Source organism: Streptomyces sp. W1SF4 (genome assembly GCF_003950035.1).
In the GTDB taxonomy this organism is placed as follows: domain Bacteria; phylum Actinomycetota; class Actinomycetes; order Streptomycetales; family Streptomycetaceae; genus Streptomyces; species Streptomyces racemochromogenes.
Genome location: NZ_CP034350.1, coordinates 5,943,189 through 5,958,353 on the forward strand (window position 1 = coordinate 5,943,189; position 15,165 = coordinate 5,958,353).

A 15,165-nucleotide genomic window follows, 5' to 3' on the forward strand; every position below is an offset into this window, starting at 1 on the left:
GTCATGGCGTACGAGGTCCAGAAGACGGACGAGCAGTGGCAGGCGGAGCTGACCCCGTCCGAGTACCAGGTGCTGCGCCTCGCCGGCACCGAGCCCGCCTTCCGCGGCGAGTACACCGACACCAAGACGGAGGGCGTCTACTCCTGCCGCGGCTGCGGCGCCGAGCTCTTCCGCTCCTCGGAGAAGTTCGAGTCGCACTGCGGCTGGCCGTCCTTCTACGACCCGAAGGACACCGACGCCGTCGAACTGCGCGCCGACACCTCGCACGGCATGGTCCGCACCGAGGTCCTCTGCGCGACGTGCGGCTCCCACCTCGGACACGTCTTCGAGGGCGAGGGCTACCCGACGCCCACCGACCAGCGGTACTGCATCAACAGCATCTCCCTGCGGCTCACGCCGGCCGGGAGCTGAGGTAGTCCTCCAGGGTCCGCCGCGGGATCCAGCCCCGCGCGCGGGCCCTGGCCAGGTCCAGCACCACCGGGTGCGCCAGCTGGTCCACCGCGTACCGGCTCAGCGCCGGCTCGGCGCCGGTCAGCCGGGACAGCGCCTGCGCCGCACGGGCCGCCGCCCCCGCCAGCGGGAGGGGCAGGTGCCTGATCCGCGCCCGGACCCCGTGGGCGCGCAGCACCGCCGTGACCGCCGCGTCCCGGGAGTACGGGGCCGCGTCCGCCACGTTGTACGCGCCCGGCGCCCAGCCCGGCGCCGCCAGGCAGGCGTCCGCCAGGTTCTCCACCGCCGTCAGGCTCAGCCGCACGTCCGGACCCGGCAGCAGCAGGGTGCCCGCCCGCACCCGCGACAGCAGGCGCGGCAGGAGCTGGGTGTCGCCCGGCCCGTAGACGGCCCTCGGACGCAGCACCACCGCCCCCGCCGCCAGGGCCAGGGCCTCGCCCTCCGCCTTCGTACGGCCGTAGGCGTTCAGCTGGTTCCCGCGCGGATGCTCCTCCGTGACCCGGGCCCGGTCCGGGCGCGGGTCGTAGACGCTCGCGCTGCTCACCCACACCACCGGCCGGCCGGCCGCCGCGTCCAGCAGCCGGGCCGTCCCGTCCACGTTGACGGCCCGCATCGCCGCCTCCGCCCGCGAGCCCGGCGCGGGATCGCCCACCGCCGCCGCGCAGTGGACGACCAGGTCCACCCCCGACAGGTCCGGCCCGGCCGCCGCCGCGTCCCAGAACCGGTTCCCGCCCACCGGCCCCCGCCGCCGCCCCAGACAGACGACCCGGTGCCCGGCCGCGGCCGCCGCACGGGCCACGTGCCCGCCGCAGAAGCCGCTCGCCCCCGTGACCGCGACCGTCGTCACGAGGCCGCCCTCACCGTCAGCACCCGCCAGCCCGGCAGGGCCGCGCGACGGTCCACCCGGCAACGCGCCACCACCGGCCGGTACCCGGCCAGCGCCTCCAGCACGTCCTCCAGCAGCACGGTCGCCAGCCGGGCCCCCGGGCACACGTGCGGCCCCGCCCCGAACACCAGCCGCGCCACCCCCGCCCCCGCCGGATCCCGCCCGTCCGGGTCGCGCCGGTGCGCCCCCGCCGCGTGCCGGGCCACCAGCAGCAGCCGGTCCCCGCCCCGCACCGGGCAGCCCCCCACCGTCCCCGCCCCCGCCGCGACCCGGGGCAGCACCGGCGAGGCCGCCGTGACCCGCAGCAGCTCACGCGCCAGCCGGGGCCGCAGCCCCGCGTCCGCGGCCTGCCCCCACAGCCCGGCGTCCGCGCACCAGGCGACCGCCCGGGGCACCGCCGCCACGGTGGTGTTCACCGCGGCCACCGCCACCATCGCGTCCAGGGCGTCCCCGCCGCCCAGCACCCCCCGCAGCCGCTCCGCCGCCCGGGCCGCCGCTGCCGCCGCCCCGGGCCGCGGCGGGCCCGGCAGGTGGCCGCGCACCGAGGCCGCCGCGGCCGCCGAAGCCGCCTGAGCCAGCACCAGCGGCCCGGCCGCACAGCCCAGCAGCGCCCGCCACCGACCCGGCCAGCTCCCGCGCCAGCGCCACCACGTCCACCTCCGCACCCCGGCCCAGCGGCGCCACCCCCCGCACCAGCAGCGGCCGCCACACCGCCCGCAGCTCCGCCACCCCGGCAGCGCCGAGCCCCTCCGCCAGCGAACGCCGGCCCGCCCGGTGCCCGCCGCCCTCCTGGTCGAACAGCACCCCGCCGGCCCCGCGCAGCGCCTCCCGCGCGGCCCCGCCCGTGGTCCCGGCCGCCGTCCGGTCCAGCGGGATCCCGGTCAGCGCCTCCCGGTAGGCGGCGGCGTCGTGCACCAGCACCGTGCCCCCGATCCGGCGCGCGGCCCGCCCCCGCGTGGCGGCGAGCAGCCCGAACAGCAGCGGGTGGCTGCGCAGGTAGACCCGGCGGTCGCGCCGGCGGGCCCGGGCCTGGGCGGAGCTGGTCATCGGACGTGAACCTCTTTCGTGTCGGCCGGCCGGTAACGCCGGTCCCCGTACCAGAGCGGGGTGCGCCGCGCACCCCGGGAACGCAGCCGCCGCAGGCTGCTCTGCACCACCAGGTGCTCGGGGGCCCGGTCGAGCGGGGTGACGTCCTCCGAGCCCCCTTCCAGCCGCTCCCGCGGCGCCCCTCCGCAGGTGTCCTCCCGCGCGGCCGGCGTCCCCCCGATGGAGGCCTCCTCGTCGTACGCGGGGACCACCACCCACAGGCTCACCGCACCCCCCTGCCCAGCCGGGCCGCCGCCAGCGCCGACACCGCCGCCCGGTCCGGTTTGCGCGAGCGCCCCGACAGCGGGATGTCCGCGAACAGCAGCGCGTCCGGCCGGGCCGTGCCCATCCGCCGCAGCGGCTCCGACAGCGCGGCCCGCAGGGCCGGTTCGGGGACACCGGGCTGCGGCTGGACCACCGCCACCAGCCGCTCGTCCCCGTCGCCCGCCGGGATCCCGACGAGCACGCCCAGCTCCACCCCCGGCACGTGCAGGGCCGACTCGTACAGGCCCGGGTAGATGTTCTCCGCCCGGCGCAGCACCATGTCCTTGCAGCGGCCCTCCAGCACGATCCGGCCGGACCCGTCCAGACGCGCCCGGTCCCCCGTCGCCACCCACGGATCCGGCTCCTCGCCCAGGTAGCGGTCCCGGGCCGCGGGCCCGGTCAGCAGCAGCTGGCCGTCCGCGTCCACCGCGGCCCGCACCCCGGGCAGCGGGGCGCCCACCAGGTCCCCCGCCCCCTCGAAGGCGGCCTTCTCCCGGGACTCCACCGCAGCCGCCGGGAACAGCTCGGTCAGCGCGTACACCCCCCACGCCTGGTCCGCGCCCGCCTCCCGGACCCGCCCCAGCAGGCCGGCGCCCGCCGGAGCCGACCCCGTCCAGACCCGGCCGCCGAACCTGGCCCCCGCGCCGAGCGCGTCCCGCAGCTGCGGCGGCGTCAGATAGGTGTCCCGCGGCGCCAGCCGCGCCAGCTGCCGGGCCAGCGTCGCGGGGGAGCGGGCCGGCAGCGCCACCGGCGCCCCGTGTGCCAGCGAGGGCACCAGGACGAAGAAGGTCCCGCCCAGCACGGGCCCCTCGCCGCCGCCGGCGAACAGCCGCGACACCGTCTCCATCCCGGCGGCCAGCCCCGCCCGGGTGTGCACCACGGCCCGGGGCCGCGAGGTGGTCCCGGAGGTGAACACGATCACCGCGTCTCCGTCCGCGTCGTACCCCGCCGGCACCCCCGCCCGGGACACCCCCCGCTCCAGCGCCGGCGCGCACCCCGGCAGCCGGGGCCCCACCGTGGCCACCGGCCCCAGCGAAGCCAGCTCCGGCAGCTCCAGCGCCGCCCGCCGGGCCAGCGGCCGGGCCCATCCCGCCACCGCCTGCGCGGCGCCGTCCGCCAGCACCAGCGCCGGCCGCGCCAGCGCCAGCCGGGCCCGCAGCACCTCCGCCCCCGCGCCCGGGTCCAGCACCGCACCGCGCAGCCCCAGCCGCCACAGCGCCAGCAGCACCGCCAGGGCGCGCGGCCCGGGCCGTACGGCCACTCCCACGGTGTCCCCGGCGCGCAGCCCCCGCGCGTGCAGCGCGGCGGCGAAGTCGTCGGCCAGTGCGGCGAGTTCACCCCGGGTGGCACGCACCCGGGTGCCGCCCGAACGGGTCGCGCAGAGCACGGCGGGCCGCTCGGGCCGGGCCCGCAGCGCCTTGTCGAGTCGGTCCAGCATCAGCGGGGGTCGTCCGTTCCGTGCGTGCCGCTGCCCTGGTCGAGGTACCAGCGGGCGGTCCCGGCGAGGCCGTACGCGCGCAGCCGGCGCGTGGAGTTCTCCACGACCATGCCCCGGCAGCGGGAGATCCGGTCGGTGTGGCGGCGGACCGCGTTCAGGAACAGCCGGTCCGTCGGCGAGGGCCGCCGCGGCATCCCGCCCACGGCCAGGTACAGCTCGGCGGTGATCGCCATGTTGTTCCCCGCGTGCATCCGGTACGGCGCCCGGAAGCCGTGCCGCCGGGCGTGCTCCGGCCGCAGCCGCCCGAACAGCGCGGCCACCCCCACCAGCCCGGCGAATCCGGCCCGCCCCAGCGGCCCGTGCTCGTCGCGCCGGGCCGTGACCCGCCCGCACACCAGCCCCGGCCGCACCCGCAGCGCGGCCCGCGCCGCACCCGTCCAGCCGGGCCGCGGCAGGCAGTCCGCGTCCGTCCGCGCCAGCAGCACCGCACCCCGCGCGATGGCGTACCGGAAGCCGGTGTCCACCGCCGAGCCGACCCCCTTCTCCGGTTCCTCGATCACCTCCACCGGGAACGGCGCCCGCGCCGCGAACTCCCGCGCGACGGCGCCCGTACCGTCCGCCGAGGCGTTGTCCACCACCAGCAGCGTGAAGTCCCGGTCCCGCTGCGCGGCCAGCGCCCGCAGGGTCCCGGCGAGCCGCGCCTCCTCCTCGTGCGCCGGCACCACCACCCACATCGGCGTGCTCACGACTTCTCCCAGACCATCGTCATGATGCTGATCCCGCCGCCCAGCCCCACGAACAGCACCCGCTCCCCGGCCGCCAGCCCCGGGAAGACCCGCTCCAGCTGCACCCCGATGCTCGCGCTCGCCACGTTCCCCAGCTCCGGCACCGTCACCACCAGCTTCCGCGCCGGCACCCCGGTCAGCTCCGCGAACCGCTCCAGGTACGGCACCGTCACCTGGTGCACCAGCACCTTCGCGAAACCGTCCCAGTCCATGCCCGTCCGGTGCAGCGTCCGGTCGATGACCGCCGTCCCCACCTTCTCGAACACGCCGCGCAGCTCGTGCCCGTCCCCCTGGAAATACGTGTACGCGTCCCCGCGCGGGTGCCGCGAGCCGCCGCCCGGGATGCCCCCGACCTCCCAGTGCTCGGAATGCGTCTCACTGTCCACGTCCAGGATCCCGCCGCGCCCCACCTCCTCCAGCAGGACGGCCGCGCCCGCGTCGCCGAACGTGTAGCCGGCGAAACCGCCGCGGAACTCCGCGTAGTCCGCCGGGTCCATGCGCACCGCCCGGCTCGGCGTCTCCCCGGTGACCACCAGCGCCCGCCGGGCCCGCCCGGCCAGGACCGCGCTGCGGGCCAGGTCGATCCCGTTGACGAAGCTGTTGCAGGCGTTGGTCACGTCCACCGCGTGCGCCCTGGAACCCAGTTCGGCCTGCACGATGTGCGCGGTCGCCGGCTCCACCAGGTCCCGCGAGGCCGAGGCGAAGACCAGCAGGTCCACGTCCAGCGGGCCGAGCCCGGCCGACTCCAGCGCCCGGCGCGCCGCACCCACCGCGAGCGTCGACGCGTACACCCCGGGGGCGGCGACCCTGCGCGAGACGATCCCGGTGGCCTGCGTCAGGAGCCGTGCGGGCAGCGCCAGGCCGCTGCGCCGGGCCACCTCCCGCTGGAGCTCGTCGGAGGACAGCACGCCCTCGGGCAGCAGGCTGCCGACGGCGGTTATGCCGACGCGCGGCTTCGGATCACCAGACTGTATGAGCATGCCCCCACGATCGCGCCCCGCCCGCGCCCCGGCCTGAGTACGGATGCTCAGTTCCCTTGCGGGGACGCTGAGTAGCACCCCCGTCCGGCTACCCGGGACAACGCGCCGTCCGAACCGGGGACACCGGGCACGGCTCCCCGTATCGTGGTCCGACCGGCCACACCCACGGGGGAGGGAACATGGCGGACGGCAGAGCCTTACCCGGACTCGTCACCTACGGGGACGACGCCACCAACCGGCTGCTGAGCGCGGCCGCGCACCTGGACGAGGCGTTCGCGCACGAGACGGCGGTGGAACTGACCGGGGACCGGCTGGTGGCCCTCGGCCCGGCCCTGGGCCTCGACCTGGTCGCCGTCGCCCGCCACGCCCGCGCCGCGACGCGCCGCGCCCTCCTGCGCGACGTCCTGCTGACGGGCCTCCTCGCCACGGTGGCGGGCGGCGTCGCACTGCGCGTCTGGGCGCGCTTCGTCGACCGGCCCGACCTGCTGCTGGGCCTCTCCCGCTTCGCGCTCGTGGGCGGGGTCCTCGGCGCCTGGCTGCTGGTGCTGGCCGCCGAGCACCGGGCGCGGACCATGGCCCTGCGGGTGATCGGCACCAAGGGCTACCCCGGCGGGCTGGTCCCGCCGCTCGACCCGGCGGTCGAGGACGCGCTGCGCGAACAGGAGCGGGCCAACGCCGTGCCGTACCACGAGGCCGCGGGGCACGACACCCCGTTCGTCGGCAGCGGCAAGGCCGTCGTGGAGCGGGTCTGGCAGCCCATCGACGTCGGCACGCCCGCGGCCGGCCCCGAGGGCGGGCCGCCGCCGGAGATCGTCCCCTTCGACGTGGTCGAGCTGCACGAGTTCGTCGCCGGGCAGATGGGCACCATCGCCGGCCTGGAGGGGCTGCGCACGCAGGACCGGTTGTACGTGCTCGGCACCCGGGTCGGCTACGCGGGCCCCGAACTGCTGCCCGACCGGCTGCGGGCGCCGCGGCCGGTCGTCCCGCAGGAGCTGGTGCGGGCGGCCCTGGCCCGGCCCGGCGCGGGCATGCGCACGTACCTCTGCATGGAACGCGCCGGCGAGGGCGGCCGGGTCATCGTCTCCATGCACCTGCGGGCCCGGCTCCAGCACCCGAGCCTCACCTGGGAGCTGGCCGCCTACGTCGTCCCGCCGCTGCGGGAGGAGTTCGAGGCCGTGCGCACGCTCCGGCTGGACCCCGTCGGCCGCTGGTCCACCCTCCTCGCCGCCGGCACCCGCCGCTTGCCGCCCCTGCTGTTCAAGGCCCCGGTCCGGCTGCTGCGCGGGGGCCGGCAGCGGGTCCTGCGCCGGGGCCGGCTGCGCTACTGGCGCTGGGTCATCGGCCGGAGACACACCGAGTTCGACTACGGGGCCACCGGCGGGATCCGCGAACGGGCCGGCGACTGGGAGCGGATGGGGTTCACCGAGCAGACCGACGCGGTGGACTTCTTCCAACGCCTCCAGCAGGGCGTGCTCATCGCGACCGAGCGGTTCCTGAAGGCCCACAACGTCGACACCAGCTCCTTCGAGGAAGCCCGGCAGGTCATCAACCACCACAACTACACCTTCCAGGGTCCCGTCAACGGGGCCGGCAACTTCGGGGCGGGCGGCACGGTGAACATCTCCGCCCCCGGCCCGCTGACGGGCCCGGCCAGGCCCGGCCCGTCCCCGGCCCCCGGCGGCGGCCCCGCCCCGGCGCCCGCCAAGCCCTGAACCCCTGCTTCCGACACTGGACGAGGAGCCCCGCATGGGCACGTACCACTTCCACGGGAACGTCAACGGCCCCGGGAACTACGGCGACCACGGCGTGATCAACATCGGGCCCGAGGACGACGCCGCCCGGGTCCTGCGGCTGGCCGCCGAACTCGCCCGGTGGCTCACCGACCGGGACGCCGGCCCCGAACGCCTCGACGCAGCGCACACCCTGCGCGGCGAACTGGAGGAGGCCGGCCGGGAGCGGCGCGCCCCCGAACCGGGACTGGTCCGGCGCAGCCTGGAGACCATCACCCTCGGCCTGGGCGCCGGCAGCGTCGGCCTGGCCCTCGCCCAGCAGATCAGCGCCCTGCTCGGGGGATGAGCCCCCGCAGGGCGCCGCGCAGCCGGCCGGCGGCGGACGGGCCCCGCCAGGCGTGGAACTCCCGGGCCCGGTGGGCGTCGTGGCGGGCCAGCTCCCGGCCGGCCGCCGCCAGGTGCGCCGCCGGCAGCTCCCGTACGAGCGGCCGCAGCACCCCTTCGAGCAGCTCCGTACGCGTTTCCCGCCACAGCGGCCCGGCCTGCGGCTGCGCCGACCAGGCGGCGTAGCAGGACGCGAGGTAGCCCGGGTCGCCCCGTAGCAGCTCGGCGACCGGGGCGGAGCGGGCGGCCTGCCGGTACGCGGCCAGCAGCGCGGGGTCCTCGCTGCCCGCCAGGGCCCTCAGGGCCGGCTCATCGGGCCCGTCCTGCGCGAGCAGCCGCCCTGCCACCGCCGCGTACGCGGCCTCCCGGGCGGCTTCCCCGGCGGCCAGGGCCCCCAGGTCCAGGGCGCGGCGCAGCCCCTCCCCGGCGGGGCCGCCCGCGCGCAGGTCCCGGACCAGTTCCCACAGCAGCAGCGCGGGCCGCTGCCCGTCCGGCAGCTCCGCCCCGAAGTGCCGCAGCAGCTCCGCCGCCAGGTCCGCCGCCGCCCCGTCCCCGGCGGGCGCCGCCGCCGCGGCGCGGGCGAGCAGCTCCCAGGTCCCGGCGTCCCGGTGCACGGCGGCACCCGTCGTCGCCAGCAGCAGCCCGGCCTCGGCCGCCTCGGGCGGCTGCCCGGCCCAGACCAGCCGCATCCCGGTGCGCAGCACGAGCGGCTCGGCGTACAGGGAGACCCCGGACTCCCGCAGCAGGGCCTCCAGTACGCGGACCCGGTCCGCGCCGGCGTCCGGACCCGCCTGCGCCGCCCGGGCGCACATCCGCAGGTGCGGCAGCGCCTCCGCCGCGCCCAGCCGCAGCCCGGTCCGCTCGAACAACCGGGCCCCAGCGGCGGGATCGCCCGCGGCGAGCGCGTCCAGCCGGTCGAGCACGAGCGCCCGCAGCGCGGGCACCTGCGCCAGCGACTCCCGCTCCCGCGGCCCGTACGCCCGCTCCGGATCGCTGACCAGCGCATGCGCCAGCCGCCGCGCCACCTCGGGCAGCCCCTCCCCACCGCCCGGGGTCGGCGCCCCCGCCCCGGGTGCCGGCCCGACTCGGGGCCCGGCGGCCTCCGCCGCGCAGGCCCCGGCATCGCCGGACGCCGGGGCGCACCCCGGCCCGGGCTCCGGCGCTACTGCCGTCCCGGCTCCGGTGGCCCCGGTACCCGTGGTGTCGCCGCGCCCCGCCGTGGGCCCCGCCGCGACTGCCGTCCCGGCTCCGGTGGCCCCGGTGCCGCCGGTACCCGTGGAGTCGGCGGGCTCCGCCGTGGGCCCCGCCGTGGGCTCCGGCGTGGGCCCCGCCGTGGGCTCCGGCGTGGGCTCCGGCGCGACTGCCGTCCCGGTGTGCTCCGGCGCGGCCCCGGCGCCGGGTCTGGGTGCCGGGGAGGTTGCCGCCGACTCGGGGGGCTGTGCCGCGGGGACCCCGGCGCCGGGTATCGGCACCGTCCTCGAGCCCGCGGGCCCGGCGTGCGTGCCGTCCCAGCCGGCGGCCGCCTCGCGGGCCGCGGGCTCCAGGGGGATTCCGGCGGCCAGGGCCAGCGCGGCCAGCGGGCCCGCCGCGTACGGCTCCGCCGGCAGCCGCCTGACCCGCGCGAACAGTTCGGGCCGCGCGGCCAGCCACACCGCCGCGGCGGTCCGCGCCCACAGGTCCCCGCACTCCCCGGGCGTGCCCGCCCCCGCACCCCCGTACACGCGCCACGGCCCCGGCTCCGCCGGCTCGTCGCCGGGCAGGACCCCGACCAGCCGCTGCGGGGCGAGCAGCGGCCGCCGGGCGTACGTGGTGAAGGTCAGCCACTGTCCCCGCTCGTGCGGCAGCACCCCGCAGGCCAGCATCACCCAGCGGGCCACGGCCGCGCTGTCCTCCTCCACCAGCAGCAGGCGCGGGGCGTCCGGCTCCTCCACGGCCCGCCGCACGTCGGCGAAGAACCCCGCCAGCCAAGGCCCCCGGGCGGCGACGAAGGCGGCCAGCGCCGCCCGGTCGTGCCGCCCCGGCGCGGGTATCCGCTCCAGCGGCGGGGGCGGCCCGCCCGCCGGGGTCCGCTCCTCCCACTGCGCGGAGCCCCAGGCGGTGACCGGCAGCGGCCGCGCCGGCCCCGCCCCGGCGGGCTCGGGCAGGTGCACGGCGTGCGCGTGGAAGCCGTCCCCGTCCCCGGCACCGGCCGCGGAGCCGCCCCCGTACCCGGAGTCGAAGTCGAAGCCCGCACCGGTGTGCACCGCGCGCGACAGCAGCCGGCTCCCGTCGGACAGCACGCTCAGCGACAGCGCCTCGGGGAACCCGGCGGACGGCGCCCGCAGCGGCGGCTCGTACCGCAGGAGCGGCTCCGCCTCGCGCAGCAGCTCCCCGCCCACCCCCGGGGTGACGGAGGTGAAGCCGGAGCCCTCGGGGCCGCCCGCGTAGTGCAGCTGGGGGAGGTTCACGCCCGGCCCCCCGCCCGGCCGGATCCCGCCCCGACCCGAACTGACGTGACGTCAGGGTCTGTTGTGCGGGCCGTGGTTGCCCGTACCGTACCGGCAGCGGAGCGCACGGCACGCCCCCTCACGTTCCCCGCCATCCCGCCGCGTCCCCCCGTCGCACTGTGTGGAGGCCATTCCAGCAGACAACGGGGCCGTCCGGGAGTTCCGTCCGCGGGGGCTTCCGTTCGCCCGCTGTACGGCCCGACGTCAGACGGGGATCTCCGGCCGGTACCCCGGGACCGCTGTCCTTGGGGCGCCCCTCGATCCCCCCTCACCCCCCTAGAGGTCGTCACCCATGGCTGAGCTCAACCGACGCAGGTTCCTCCAGATAGCCGGCGGCACGGCGGCCGCCGCGATGCTCAACGAGAGCATCGCCCGCGCCGCCGCCATCCCGGCGCAGGGCAGCACCGGAACCATCCAGGACATCGAGCACATCGTCGTCCTCATGCAGGAGAACCGGTCCTTCGACCAGTACTTCGGCACGATGAAGGGCGTCCGCGGCTTCGGAGACCCGCGGCCGGTGCTCCAGGACAACGGAAAGTCGGTCTTCCACCAGTCCAACGGGACGAAGGACATCCTCCCCTTCCACCCGCAGGTCAACGACCTGGGCATGCAGTTCGTCGAGGGCCTGAACCACGACTGGGCCGGCGGCCACCAGGCCTACAACAACGGCAAGTACGACAAGTGGGTCCCGGCGAAGACCGCCACCACCATGTCGTACATGACCCGGGACGACATCCCGTTCCACTACGCCCTCGCCGACGCCTTCACCGTCTGCGACGCCTACCACTGCTCGTTCATCGGGGCCACCGACCCCAACCGCTACTACATGTGGACGGGCCACACGGGCAACGACGGCACCGGCGGCGGCCCGGTCCTCGGCAACCAGGAGGCCGGCTACGGCTGGAAGACCTACCCGGAGCGGCTGGAGGCCGCCGGCGTCTCCTGGAAGATCTACCAGGACATAGGCGACGGCCTGAACGCGGCCGGCTCCTGGGGCTGGATCGGCGACGCCTTCCGCGGCAACTACGGCGACAACTCGCTGCTGTACTTCAACACCTACCGCAACGCCCAGCCGGGCAGCGCCCTCTACGAGAAGGCCCGTACGGGCACGAACGCGAAGGCCGGCGACGGCTACTTCGACCGGCTGCGCGCGGACGTGCTGAACGGCACCCTGCCCCAGGTCTCCTGGATCGCGGCGCCCGAGGCCTTCAGCGAGCACCCGAACTGGCCGGTGAACTTCGGCGCCTGGTACATCTCCCAGGTGCTGGACGCGCTGACCGCGAACCCGGCGGTGTGGGCGAAGACGGCCTTCTTCATCACCTACGACGAGAACGACGGCTTCTTCGACCACGTCGTGCCGCCGTACCCGCCGGCGTCCTCGGCCTGGGGCCTGTCCACGGCCGACGTCACCCGCGACCTGTACGCCGGGGGCGGCGGCTACGCGGCGGGCCCGTACGGCCTCGGGCCGCGCGTCCCGATGATCGTGGTCTCGCCGTGGAGCAAGGGCGGCTACGTCTGCTCCGAGACCTTCGACCACACCTCGGTGATCCGCTTCATGGAGAAGCGCTTCGGGGTGCAGGAGCCGAACATCTCGCCGTGGCGCCGCGCCGTCTGCGGTGACCTGACCTCCGCCTTCGACTTCACCCAGGCCGACGCCAGCCCGGCCGCGCTGCCGTCCACGGCCGGCTACCTCCCGCCCGACCACAACGCGCACCCCTCCTACCACCCGGTGCCGCCGGCGACCGGCACCCTGCCCAAGCAGGAGGCGGGCTCCAAGCCGGCCCGCGCGCTGGGCTACAGCCCGTACGTGGACGGCTCCCGCACCGTCTCCACCGGCAAGTTCACGCTGACCTTCGCCTCCGGCCCGAAGCTCGGCGCGCACTTCCACAGCACCTCGGGCAACCGGACGGACGGCCCCTGGCCCTACACGGTCGAGGCGGGCAAGACCCTCTCGGACACCTGGAGCACCAGCAGCTCCACCGGCAACAAGATCGACCTCACGGTCTGGGGCCCCAACGGCTTCCTGCGCACCTGGAAGGGCCCGGCGAAGAAGGCCGGCCCCGAGGTCACGGCCCGCCACGTGGACGCCACCGGCAACCTGGCCCTGACCCTGGTCAACGGGGGCGCCGCCGCGGTGAACCTCACGGTGACCAACTCCTACGGCGGCGCCGCCCAGACCTTCAAGGTCAACCCGGGCGCCACCGTCTCCCACACCGTCGACCTGCGCGCCTCGGGCCGCTGGTACGACGTCTCCGTGGTCTCGGACGCCGACGCGACCTTCCTGCGCCGCTTCGCGGGACACGTGGAGACGGGCGCACCGAGCGTCTCGGACCCGGCGCTCAAGACCGTCTGACTCCTGACCCCGTACGGGTGAACCCCCCTCGGTTCGACGCCCACGAAGTTAACGCTTGCGTTGACTTCGTGGGCGTGGCTGTCCGGCGACAAGACCGGAAACTGGCAGCGGTGGTACGAGGTCAACATCCCGCTCGCGGAGAAGCGCTACCAGGACCACATCGGGGAGCTGGACACGAGGGAGTACGAATGAGCGGTGTCGGTTGGGAGGAGGCCAAGCGCCAGGTGCGCGAGCGCCGGGCGGCGGCGGGCCTGCCGGTGCGGTCCCCGGCGGAGAAGCAGGCCGCCATGGACCGGCTCATGGCGGAGGTGCGGGCCTACCGGCTGGCCGAGATCCGCCAGGAGCAGGCCCTGACCCAGAAGGACGTCGCCGAGACGATGGGCGTTTCCGCCCCCAGGGTGTCGGCCATCGAGAACGGCGAGACCGACCGGACGGAGGTTGCCACCCTGCGCTCCTACGTGGAGGCGCTCGGAGGCGGTCTGAGGGTGGTGGCCGACTTCGGGGACACGGAGTACACCGTGGCCTGACACGGCGGCGGATGGCGGTGTGATCGTAGGCCGGATGGGCAGTACCTACGGCGTCGGTTTCCATCACCCCCGCCAGAGGGAGAACGCATGGCCATCGCCCACCGCCGGATCGGCACCGGACCCGTCCGCGTCATCGTGCTGCACGACTGGTTCGGGACCTCCGCCAACTGGGGCTCCGTGCTCGACCACCTCGACCCGCAGGGGTTCTCGTACGCCTTCCCCGACTACCGGGGCTACGGTGAGCGCCGGGACGTCCCCGGCCGCCACACCCTCCCCGAGATCGCCGACGACGTCCTCGCCCTCGCCGACGAGCTGGGCTGGGACACGTTCTCCCTGATCGGCCACTCCATGGGCGGCAAGGCCGCCCAGCAGGTCCTGGCCCGCGCCCCCGAGCGCGTCGAGAAGCTGATCGGGCTCGCCCCCGTCCCCGCCGGGCCGTACCCGATGGACGACGCCACCCACGCCCTCTTCTACGGCGCCGCCGAGGACCCGGACAAGCGGCGGACCATCCTCGACCTGGTCACCGGCAACCGCGTCAGCCGCCACTGGCTGGAGCGGATGGTCGCCCACTCCCTCGACGTCTCCAGCCCCGACGCCTTCGCCGCCTACCTCGCCGACTGGCAGACCCGCGACCTGTCCTCCGCGATCAAGGGCAGCACCGTGCCGGTGCTCGTCCTGGTCGGCGAGTACGACCTGGCCCTGACGGCCGAAGTGATGCGCGCCACCTGGCAGGCCTCGTACCCGAACTGCAGGATCGTCACGATCCCCGGCGCCGGCCACTACCCGCCCCACGAGACCCCGGTGGCCTTCGCCACGGCGGTGGAGGCCTTCCTGCGCGGCTGACCGGACCCCGGAAAGCCCGTAGGGGGTACGAGGCGAACCTCGTACCCCCTACGGGACCGAAAGGGTGAGTGACGGGACTTGAACCCGCGGCCACCTGGACCACAACCAGGTGCTCTACCAGCTGAGCTACACCCACCGCGAAGGGCGGCGGACCACCCGTTCGTTGTGCATGCACAGCATAGCCGATCCCCGGGGCGCTCCCGCGACGGGTCATCCGGCGGCCCGGGCACCGGCCGGACGCGCCGCGGCCCGCGCCACCGCCGCGACGGCCAGCGCCCGGATCACCGGATGCGGACGCGAGCCGTCCCCCGACAGCTCCGGCTGGAAGAGCGTGGCCAGGAAGAACGGGTGCCCCGGCAGCTCCGCCATCCGCACCGCGCCGTCCTCGTCGTGGCCCGACAGCCGCAGCCCGTGCGCGGCCAGCACCGGCAGGTGGCGGGCGACCGGGCCGTAGTGGCAGTGGTAGCGCTCCGTCGACCGGTCCGCCCCGAGCGCCGACTCCGCCAGCGAACCCGGCTCCGCCCGGACGAGCGCCTCGTGCCCCGCCAGCGAACAGGCCAGCGGCGCGATCAGCGGGTCGTCCGCCCCGGGGTCGTTCTCGGCGTGCGCCGCCCCCGCCAGCCCGCACACGTGGCGGGCGTACTCCAGCAGCGCGTGCTGGAAGCCGCCGCACGTCCCGAGGAAGGGGACGCCCTCCTCCCGGGCCACCCGGACCGCCGCCAGGGCCCCCGCCTCGCTCGCGTACGGGCTGCCCGGCAGCACCCACACGGCGTCGAACCCGGCCAGGGTCCCCGCGGCGGCCGCCGCCTCCGCCTCCGCGGTCGGGATCCAGCAGGCGTCCAGCACCAGACCCTCGCGCGAGGCCAGCGCGTCGAGGAGGAGCGGGATGCGGGAGTGCGACTCCACGTGCGGGGAGCGGTCGCCGACGAGGGCGATCCGGGCGACGGTCATCG

General features: G+C 76.6%; 15 protein-coding genes and 1 tRNA gene. 7 read left to right on the plus strand and 9 right to left on the minus strand.

Going from position 1 to position 15,165, the window contains the following annotated elements:
- Positions 1 to 3 precede the first annotated feature (3 nt).
- Entirely contained in the window at positions 4 to 411 is a 408-nt protein-coding gene (msrB, locus tag D1J60_RS27755) for a peptide-methionine (R)-S-oxide reductase MsrB (RefSeq protein WP_125822923.1), read from the plus strand.
- Here msrB and D1J60_RS27760 read toward each other — a convergent pair.
- The 6 genes from D1J60_RS27760 to D1J60_RS27785 form a co-directional block, all read right to left on the minus strand.
- The gene (locus tag D1J60_RS27760; protein WP_125822924.1) at positions 392 to 1,297 is read right to left on the minus strand and encodes an NAD-dependent epimerase/dehydratase family protein; all 906 of its coding nucleotides are present in this window, start codon (positions 1,295 to 1,297) and stop codon (positions 392 to 394) included. The genes msrB and D1J60_RS27760 overlap by 20 nt on opposite strands.
- The gene (locus D1J60_RS37735; RefSeq protein ID WP_206436582.1) at positions 1,294 to 2,001 is read right to left on the minus strand and encodes a hypothetical protein; all 708 of its coding nucleotides are present in this window, start codon (positions 1,999 to 2,001) and stop codon (positions 1,294 to 1,296) included. The genes D1J60_RS27760 and D1J60_RS37735 overlap by 4 nt, the downstream gene beginning before the upstream one ends.
- 378 nt (positions 2,002 to 2,379) lie before the next feature.
- Complete coding sequence (locus D1J60_RS27770) at positions 2,380 to 2,649, minus strand: hypothetical protein (RefSeq protein ID WP_125822925.1); 270 nt, start codon at positions 2,647 to 2,649, stop codon at positions 2,380 to 2,382.
- A complete protein-coding gene (locus D1J60_RS27775; protein ID WP_125822926.1) occupies positions 2,646 to 4,124 on the minus strand; it encodes a class I adenylate-forming enzyme family protein in 1,479 nt (492 codons plus the stop codon). Before D1J60_RS27775 ends, D1J60_RS27770 begins: the two co-directional genes overlap by 4 nt.
- Positions 4,124 to 4,870 carry a glycosyltransferase family 2 protein gene (locus tag D1J60_RS27780; protein ID WP_241253416.1) on the minus strand — a complete coding sequence of 249 codons (747 nt, stop codon included), beginning with the start codon at positions 4,868 to 4,870 and terminating at the stop codon, positions 4,124 to 4,126. Before D1J60_RS27780 ends, D1J60_RS27775 begins: the two co-directional genes overlap by 1 nt.
- The gene (locus D1J60_RS27785) at positions 4,867 to 5,889 is read right to left on the minus strand and encodes a ketoacyl-ACP synthase III (protein WP_125822927.1); all 1,023 of its coding nucleotides are present in this window, start codon (positions 5,887 to 5,889) and stop codon (positions 4,867 to 4,869) included. The genes D1J60_RS27780 and D1J60_RS27785 overlap by 4 nt, the downstream gene beginning before the upstream one ends.
- Positions 5,890 to 6,068: 179 nt before the next feature.
- On the opposite strand from D1J60_RS27785, the gene D1J60_RS37450 reads away from it, so the two are divergent.
- Both D1J60_RS37450 and D1J60_RS27800 read left to right on the plus strand, forming a co-directional pair.
- A complete protein-coding gene (locus D1J60_RS37450; protein ID WP_164720977.1) occupies positions 6,069 to 7,601 on the plus strand; it encodes a hypothetical protein in 1,533 nt (510 codons plus the stop codon).
- A 34-nt stretch (positions 7,602 to 7,635) separates the two neighbouring features.
- A complete protein-coding gene (locus D1J60_RS27800; RefSeq protein ID WP_125822930.1) occupies positions 7,636 to 7,965 on the plus strand; it encodes a hypothetical protein in 330 nt (109 codons plus the stop codon).
- Here D1J60_RS27800 and D1J60_RS27805 read toward each other — a convergent pair.
- Complete coding sequence (locus tag D1J60_RS27805; protein ID WP_125822931.1) at positions 7,943 to 10,450, minus strand: GTPase-associated protein 1-related protein; 2,508 nt, start codon at positions 10,448 to 10,450, stop codon at positions 7,943 to 7,945. The genes D1J60_RS27800 and D1J60_RS27805 overlap by 23 nt on opposite strands.
- A 331-nt stretch (positions 10,451 to 10,781) precedes the next feature.
- On the opposite strand from D1J60_RS27805, the gene D1J60_RS27810 reads away from it, so the two are divergent.
- From D1J60_RS27810 to D1J60_RS27825, 4 genes are all read left to right on the plus strand, one after another.
- Positions 10,782 to 12,842 (plus strand): phospholipase C, phosphocholine-specific, encoded by a 2,061-nt coding sequence (locus D1J60_RS27810; protein WP_125822932.1) that lies wholly within the window; start codon positions 10,782 to 10,784, stop codon positions 12,840 to 12,842.
- Positions 12,843 to 12,902: 60 nt separating this feature from the next.
- The gene (locus tag D1J60_RS38725) at positions 12,903 to 13,034 is read left to right on the plus strand and encodes a hypothetical protein (protein WP_277607517.1); all 132 of its coding nucleotides are present in this window, start codon (positions 12,903 to 12,905) and stop codon (positions 13,032 to 13,034) included.
- The gene (locus D1J60_RS27820; RefSeq protein ID WP_125822933.1) at positions 13,031 to 13,369 is read left to right on the plus strand and encodes an XRE family transcriptional regulator; all 339 of its coding nucleotides are present in this window, start codon (positions 13,031 to 13,033) and stop codon (positions 13,367 to 13,369) included. The genes D1J60_RS38725 and D1J60_RS27820 overlap by 4 nt, the downstream gene beginning before the upstream one ends.
- Before the next feature lie 87 nt (positions 13,370 to 13,456).
- The gene (locus D1J60_RS27825) at positions 13,457 to 14,212 is read left to right on the plus strand and encodes an alpha/beta hydrolase (RefSeq protein WP_125822934.1); all 756 of its coding nucleotides are present in this window, start codon (positions 13,457 to 13,459) and stop codon (positions 14,210 to 14,212) included.
- A 63-nt stretch (positions 14,213 to 14,275) separates the two neighbouring features.
- Here D1J60_RS27825 and D1J60_RS27830 read toward each other — a convergent pair.
- Together D1J60_RS27830 and D1J60_RS27835 are read right to left on the minus strand one after the other, a co-directional pair.
- A tRNA-His gene (locus tag D1J60_RS27830) sits at positions 14,276 to 14,348 on the minus strand.
- 74 nt (positions 14,349 to 14,422) lie between these two features.
- A complete protein-coding gene (locus D1J60_RS27835; RefSeq protein ID WP_125824217.1) occupies positions 14,423 to 15,163 on the minus strand; it encodes a hypothetical protein in 741 nt (246 codons plus the stop codon).
- Between the last annotated feature and the right edge of the window lie 2 nt (positions 15,164 to 15,165).

Bases quoted from the DNA above. Each gene is read 5' to 3' on its own strand.
- msrB (WP_125822923.1), top strand. From the start codon at position 4: ATGGCGTACGAGGTCCAGAAGACGGACGAGCAGTGGCAGGCGGAGCTG.
- D1J60_RS27775 (WP_125822926.1), bottom strand. From the start codon at position 4,124: ATGCTGGACCGACTCGACAAGGCGCTGCGGGCCCGGCCCGAGCGGCCC.
- D1J60_RS27785 (WP_125822927.1), bottom strand. From the start codon at position 5,889: ATGCTCATACAGTCTGGTGATCCGAAGCCGCGCGTCGGCATAACCGCC.
- D1J60_RS37450 (WP_164720977.1), top strand. From the start codon at position 6,069: ATGGCGGACGGCAGAGCCTTACCCGGACTCGTCACCTACGGGGACGAC.
- D1J60_RS27800 (WP_125822930.1), top strand. From the start codon at position 7,636: ATGGGCACGTACCACTTCCACGGGAACGTCAACGGCCCCGGGAACTAC.
- D1J60_RS27810 (WP_125822932.1), top strand. From the start codon at position 10,782: ATGGCTGAGCTCAACCGACGCAGGTTCCTCCAGATAGCCGGCGGCACG.
- D1J60_RS27820 (WP_125822933.1), top strand. From the start codon at position 13,031: ATGAGCGGTGTCGGTTGGGAGGAGGCCAAGCGCCAGGTGCGCGAGCGC.
- D1J60_RS27825 (WP_125822934.1), top strand. From the start codon at position 13,457: ATGGCCATCGCCCACCGCCGGATCGGCACCGGACCCGTCCGCGTCATC.
- D1J60_RS27835 (WP_125824217.1), bottom strand. From the start codon at position 15,163: ATGACCGTCGCCCGGATCGCCCTCGTCGGCGACCGCTCCCCGCACGTG.